At 62.5% G+C, this 4,112-nt stretch carries 4 protein-coding genes; all 4 read left to right on the top strand.

Going from position 1 to position 4,112, the window contains the following annotated elements; genetic code table 11:
• Positions 1–1,275, top strand: a 1,275-nt coding sequence (gene hmpF, locus NW835_RS09570; protein WP_414415155.1) for a pilus motility taxis protein HmpF, incomplete at its 5' end; no start/stop codon positions are given.
• 208 nt (positions 1,276–1,483) lie between these two features.
• A complete protein-coding gene (gene plsX, locus NW835_RS09575; protein WP_414364884.1) occupies positions 1,484–2,575 on the top strand; it encodes a phosphate acyltransferase PlsX in 1,092 nt (363 codons plus the stop codon).
• The gene (locus tag NW835_RS09580) at positions 2,575–3,588 is read left to right on the top strand and encodes a beta-ketoacyl-ACP synthase III (protein WP_414378090.1); all 1,014 of its coding nucleotides are present in this window, start codon (positions 2,575–2,577) and stop codon (positions 3,586–3,588) included. The genes plsX and NW835_RS09580 overlap by 1 nt, the downstream gene beginning before the upstream one ends.
• A gap of 4 nt (positions 3,589–3,592) precedes the next feature.
• Positions 3,593–4,112 (top strand): ACP S-malonyltransferase (locus NW835_RS09585; protein WP_414415156.1); only part of this gene is annotated, 520 nt, incomplete at its 3' end.

The raw sequence follows: 4,112 nt of genomic DNA on the forward strand, positions 1-4,112 counted from the left end.
CAGGCCTACCTGGCCGAGCAGCAGCGTCTAATCGGAGAACAACGAGAAGCCCTGAACCGGCAACGGCAGGAACTGGAAGCTCAGTTGCAAGAGGCCCGCTCCAGCCGGCTGGGGGAAACAGAAGCAGCCCAGCTCCAGGTTTTGCTGCAAGAAGTTCAGGAGAGTTTACATTTCTCTGCGAATCCCTTGGCTCTTCTCCAGAGTTTAAAAAGCCAGGTTCAGCAGCAGCAGGAGCACTTCAATCAAGAGATTGCCCAACTGGAACAAGAACGTCAGCAGGCCCACGCCCAACAGGAGGAGCTGGATCGAGACTACCGTACCTGGCGGGAGCGCTGCGCCGCCTGGTGGGGATCCCAACGATCCCTGGAGCAGAGCCAAGCCGAATGGCATGCCCGGCAGGGATCCCTGCGAGCCTATCAGGAGCAACTGCAGAGGATCCTCCAGCAGTTGCAGTCCCAAGAGAGCTTGTTCCAAAAAGCCTATCGTCTGGTGCAGGAGTACGACTTCATCGTCGATGGCAGTAGCAACAGCGGGTCAGGTGCCTCAGGGTCTGCGATCTCAGTGGAGGAGCTGGCGGCCTTGGTGAGCCAGATGCGTCGAGATTATGAGCAGCGGGCGGCCCAAGTCAGCCAACAGCGGGCCGAGCTGGAGCAAAACCGGCAGACCTTGCGGGAGCTGCAAGAGCGGCTGGCCACCGCCTCTCCCGAAGAGCGGTTTGACATCGAGATGGATATCGACTACGCCCAGTCTGCCTGTAGCGCCCTGGAAGAGGCCCTGGCGCCCCAGGAGAAAAACCTGCAGCGGGAATACGAAGAGCTGACCCGCCAGGAAGCCCGCCTTAGGCAGCTTCAAAATCAGGCTGCCGCCCCAGTTCAGGTGGATATCGGGCCGATCCTCGAGCAGATCGGCAGCCAGAAGCAGGAGCTGCTCCAGGAAAAAAGCCGTCTGCAAACCCTCATTCAACAACTGGAGGCGTCTTTGCCTTCTCAACAGGAGCAGCTTGCCCGCCAGCGGCAAGAGTTGGAGCAGCAGTGGCAACAACTGGAGCAAGAGGAGGGATCCCTGCGGGCCCGCACCCAGGCGATGGCAGAAACCTGGGGCCGCCTCAACCATCTCCAGGCCACCCTCTACCCCGAGCGAGATCGCTGGGCGGAGTTGGCACAACAACTGGCTCAGTTGGAGGCGGAGCTGGGTCAACATCAAGACAGGGGCTCCGTGGCCAGTGCCCATGTCCAGCAGGTGCAATCCCTCCTGGCCGCTCTCACCCAGCGGTAAAGAGCGTGTCCTGTCCTCTTCCTGGGGCAGGTGGGCAGTGCTCCCCTACTGCTTTGAACAGGCGCTCGCCAGCCTCAACCAAAGAGAGCAAATCTGGTAAAATTCGATAGCCCCTTGTAGATAGTGGGATCCCAACTTCTCGAGGCAAAGAAGCAGCGGAGATCCCCGCATTTTGCTTGTCAGGAGTGTTCCAGTGTGAGGTCAGCTCGTGCGAATTGCAGTTGATGCGATGGGAGGTGACTACGCTCCCGAAGAGATCATCAAGGGCGCCCTGCTGGCCCATCGGTATCTTCAGGTGGGGATTGCGCTGGTCGGTCGTCCAGACGCTCTCGAGCCTTTTCTGCCCCGGCCACTGCCGCCTGGGATCACTGTCGTGCCTGCTGAGGACGAAGTGGGCATGGCGGAAGAGCCCCTGGCGGTGCGCAGAAAGCCGCAGGCCTCTATCAACGTCTCCATGCAACAGGTGCGCACCAAGCAGGCAGATGCAGTGGTGGCTGCTGGCAACACTGGGGCTGCGATGGCCGCTGCCTACCTCAACTTAGGCCGATTGGCGGGGATCGACCGCCCGGCCATTGGCGCTCTTTTGCCCACTTTGAAGGGCAAGCCGGTGTTGCTTTTGGATGTGGGAGCCAACGTGGACTGCCGGCCCCGCTTCTTGGAACAATTTGCCCGCATGGGATCCCTCTACTGCCAGTGCGTGCTGGGGATTGAGAAGCCGCGGGTGGGCCTGCTCAACATTGGCGAGGAACCCAACAAGGGCAACGACCTGGCCCTGGCCACCCATCAGCGCTTGAGACAGTTGCCAGGGATCCACTTTGCCGGCAACGCCGAGGGGCGGGATGTGTTGACGGGGGACTTTGATGTGGTGGTGTGCGACGGCTTTGTGGGCAACGCCCTGCTCAAGTTTGCGGAGAGCGTTGGCCAGGTGATCACCCAGGTGCTGCGGGAGGAGTTGCCCCGCGGCTGGCGTGGCAAACTGGGCTGCTGGCTGCTCCGGCCCAACCTGAAGCAGGTGAAGCGGCGCATGGACTATGTAGAATATGGTGGCGCCTTGTTGCTGGGGGTGAACGGCATCTGCGTCATTACCCACGGCAGCTCTAAGGCGGCGATGGTCTACCATGCCATTCGCCTGGCCAAAGAGGCGGCGGAGCAGAAGATCCTACAGCGGCTGCAAGCGGAAATGACTGACTCCCCCCCATCCAAGTCCAATCCCGGAGAGAATGCCCGTCCTCTGGCCTCGGCCTCTAACCCCAGTCCAGAAGCCCTGCCGGTAGGATCCCTGGAGCGGGCGGAAGGATAGTGTCCATGCCCAGCAATGGCCTCCCGACCGTGCGCCTGGTAGGGGTGGGAGCTGCCCTGCCGGCTCCCTGCCTGAGCAATGACGACCTCAGCCAGATTGTGGAGACTTCCGACGAGTGGATCTGGCCCCGCACCGGCATTCGCCAACGGCGCATCCTGCCCCCCGACCTCAGCCTGGTGGATTTGGCGGTTCAAGCGGCAAAGGCCGCCCTGGCACAGTCCGGGATCCCACCCCAGGAGCTGGATCTGATCCTCCTGGCCACCTCCACCGGCGTCGATCGCTTCGGCTCGGCTCCGCGGGTACAGGCAGCGCTGGGGGCGACACAGGCGGTGGCTTTTGACCTGACAGCCGCCTGTACGGGGTTTGTGTTTGCCGTGGCCACGGCAGCCCAGTTTCTCCAAACCGGGCTGTACCGGCGGGCACTGGTGGTGGCGGCGGACGTGCTCTCTCGCACAGTGGACTGGACGGATCGCACCACCTGCGTCCTGTTTGGGGACGGCGCGGGGGCGGTGGTGCTGGAAGCCGCAAGAGAGGGGGACAGCGGCATCCTCAGCATCGAGCTGCGCAGCGATGGCAGCGGCAGCGAGCTACTCAGCCTGGCTATGGCCACCGAGACCAAGACCCTGGTGGGATCCCTGCAGGTGGGGCAATACCGCTGCTGCCCCATCGCTATGAATGGCCGCGAGGTGTACAAGTTTGCCGTCCAGGCGGTGCCGGAGATTGTCGAGAAGGCTCTCTTTCGGGCCGGGATCCCCGCAGCAGCCGTGCAAGGCTACTTCATCCACCAGGCCAACCAGCGCATCCTCGATGCTGTGGCCAAGCGCTTGCAGTTGGATCCCCAGCGGGTGGCCAGCGTCCTAGAACAGTACGGCAACACCTCCGGCGCTTCGGTGCCGATTGCCTTGGCCACCTGGATCGCGCAGGGGCGCTTTGGCGCTGGCGATCTGGGGGTGATGGCAGGCTTTGGCGCCGGCCTCACCTGGGGAGCGATTGTCTTTCGTTGGGGGAAATGAGTTGATGACCGTTGCCTGGATCTATCCCGGCCAGGGATCCCAAGCCGTGGGCATGGGAAAGGACTTACAGGATTGGCCGGGGGCGGCCCAGAAGTTGGCTTTGGCCCGCGAGAGGCTGGGATGGGATCCCTTGGCGCTCTCGGAAGAGCAGATCCATCAGACCGGCTACACGCAGCCGGCTTTATTCACCGTATCAGCCCTGCTGACGGACTATCTCTACGCTCAGGGTCAGGCTCCTGCCTGTACAGCCGGCCACAGCTTGGGAGAATATAGCGCCCTCTACGCTGCCGGGGTATTTGATTTTGAGACTGGCCTGCGGCTGGTGGCGCTGCGGGGCCAGTTGATGGAAGCTGCAGGGGATCCCCCCGGCAGCATGGCGGCGGTGATTGGCTTTGATCGCGATAAGCTGGAGCACCTGTGCCAGATGACCTCCGACGTGGTCATTGCCAACGACAACAGCCCGGATCAGGTGGTGATCAGCGGCTCGGTCGAGGGGGGGCAGGCTGTCTGTGAGCAGTTGCAGG

Source organism: Synechococcus sp. OH2, assembly GCF_047462155.1.
Classification (GTDB): domain Bacteria; phylum Cyanobacteriota; class Cyanobacteriia; order Thermostichales; family Thermostichaceae; genus Thermostichus.